This window comes from Mesorhizobium sp. M1A.F.Ca.IN.020.06.1.1, assembly GCF_004023265.1.
Taxonomy (GTDB): domain Bacteria; phylum Pseudomonadota; class Alphaproteobacteria; order Rhizobiales; family Rhizobiaceae; genus Mesorhizobium.
In genome coordinates, this window is sequence record NZ_RZSR01001036.1 from 1 (window position 1) to 2027 (window position 2027).

The 2027-nt window shown below is 65.5% G+C and carries 2 protein-coding genes; both read left to right on the forward strand.

Annotated features, from left to right (window positions below; all coding sequences use genetic code 11):
• A partial coding sequence (locus EOA60_RS30605; protein WP_128312441.1) for a sensor histidine kinase occupies positions 1-1658 on the forward strand: 1658 nt, incomplete at its 5' end.
• A gap of 25 nt (positions 1659-1683) precedes the next feature.
• A partial coding sequence (locus tag EOA60_RS30610; RefSeq protein WP_128312442.1) for an HPr kinase/phosphorylase occupies positions 1684-2027 on the forward strand: 344 nt, incomplete at its 3' end.

Below are 2027 nucleotides of genomic sequence, written 5' to 3' on the forward strand. Positions count from 1 at the left end.
GCCTGACGCGGCGCATCCTGTTTCTCAACCTGGCCGGCCTTGCCGTGCTGGTCACGGGCATCCTCTACCTCAACACCTTCCGCGACGGGCTGATCGACGCCCGCGTCGAAAGCCTGATGACGCAAGGCGAGATCATCGCCGGCGCCATCGCGGCCTCGGCGACGGTCGAGACCGACTCGATCAGCATCGATCCGGAAAAGCTGCTCGAGCTGCAGGCCGGCGAAAGCCTGGGGCCAGGCTCGGACCAGCTCGACAATCTCGACTTCCCGATCAATCCCGAGCGCGTGGCGCCGGTGCTGCGGCGGCTGATCTCGCCGACCCGCACGCGCGCCCGCATCTACGACCGCGACGCGAACCTGCTGCTCGATTCGCGGCATCTCTATTCGCGCGGCCAGATCCTGCGCTACGACCTCCCGCCTGTCGACGACGAGCAGCCCGGCCTTTTGGAGCGCGTCGAGAAATTCGTCTTCGACTTCTTCCGCAACAAGGACCTGCCCGTCTATCACGAACAGCCCGGCGGCAATGGCGCGGCCTTCCCCGAAGTGGTCAAGGCGCTGACCGGCAGTCCCTCGACCATCGTGCGGGTAAGCGAGCAGGGCGAACAGATCGTCTCGGTGGCGGTGCCGATCCAGCGCTTCCGCGCCGTGCTCGGGGTCTTGATGCTGTCCACCGAAGGCGGCGACATCGACAAGATCGTCGCGGCCGAACGCAAGGCGATCCTGCGCGTGTTCGGCATCGCGGCGCTCGTCACGGCCATCCTCTCGCTGCTGTTGGCCTCCACGATCGCCAATCCGCTGCGGCGGCTGTCGGCTGCTGCCGTACGGGTGCGGCGCGGCGTCAAGAACCGCGAGGAGATCCCTGACTTCTCCGACCGTCAGGACGAGATCGGCAATCTGTCGATCGCGGTGCGCGACATGACAAACGCGCTCTATGCGCGCATCGAGGCGATCGAAAGCTTCGCTGCCGATGTCTCGCACGAGCTCAAGAATCCGCTGACCTCGCTGCGCAGCGCGGTCGAAACGCTGCCTCTGGCCAAGAACGACACCTCACGCGAGCGTTTGATGGAAATCATCCAGCACGACGTGAAGCGGCTCGACCGGCTGATCACCGACATTTCCGATGCCTCGCGGCTCGATGCCGAATTGGCGCGCGAGGATGCCTCGACGGTCGACCTGAAGAAGTTCATCACCGATCTTGTCGCGGTCTCGCGCGAGACGACGCGCAACAAGAAGTCGGTCGAGATCGAGCTCAAGGTCGCCAAGCTGCCGCAGGGCGTCAAAGGCTATGTCGTCGTCGGCCATGATCTGAGGATCGGCCAGGTCATCACCAACCTGATCGAGAACGCGCGTTCCTTCGTTCCCGAGGAACACGGCCATATCACCATCTCGCTGGCGCGCGCCGGCAAGTTCAACATCGTCACCGTCGACGACAACGGTCCGGGCATCAGAGCCGAAAAGATCGATCGCATCTTCGAGCGCTTCTATACCGACCGGCCCGCCGGTGAGGCCTTCGGCCAGAACTCCGGCCTGGGCCTGTCGATCAGCCGCCAGATCGTCGAAGCGCATGGCGGCACGCTGACGGCGGAAAACATCCCCGGCACCAAGCCGGGCGAGATCAAGGGCGCGCGCTTCGTGGTGACCCTGCCGGCCGAAGGCTGATCTCCGTTCCCAGACAGAAACGATCATGTCCGATCCTGCCGTGAAGCCCGAAAATATCCACGCAACGGCGATCCTGATCGGCGATCGCGGCGTCCTCATCACCGGGCCGTCCGGCGCCGGCAAGACGACGCTGGCGCTGACGCTCATCGATCATTGCCGGGTGCGCGGGCTGTGTTCGCGACTGATCGGCGACGACAGGCTGCTTGCCGCCCCGCGTCACGGGCGGCTGGTGTGCCGGGCGCCGGCCACCATCGCCGGTCTCGCCGAAGTGCCCGGCTTCATTCCGAGCCCGCTGCCGTTCGAGCCGGGCGGCGTGATCGACCTGCACGTCCGGCTGGTGCCGAAAGAGGAAATGGCCCGCTTCCAGGA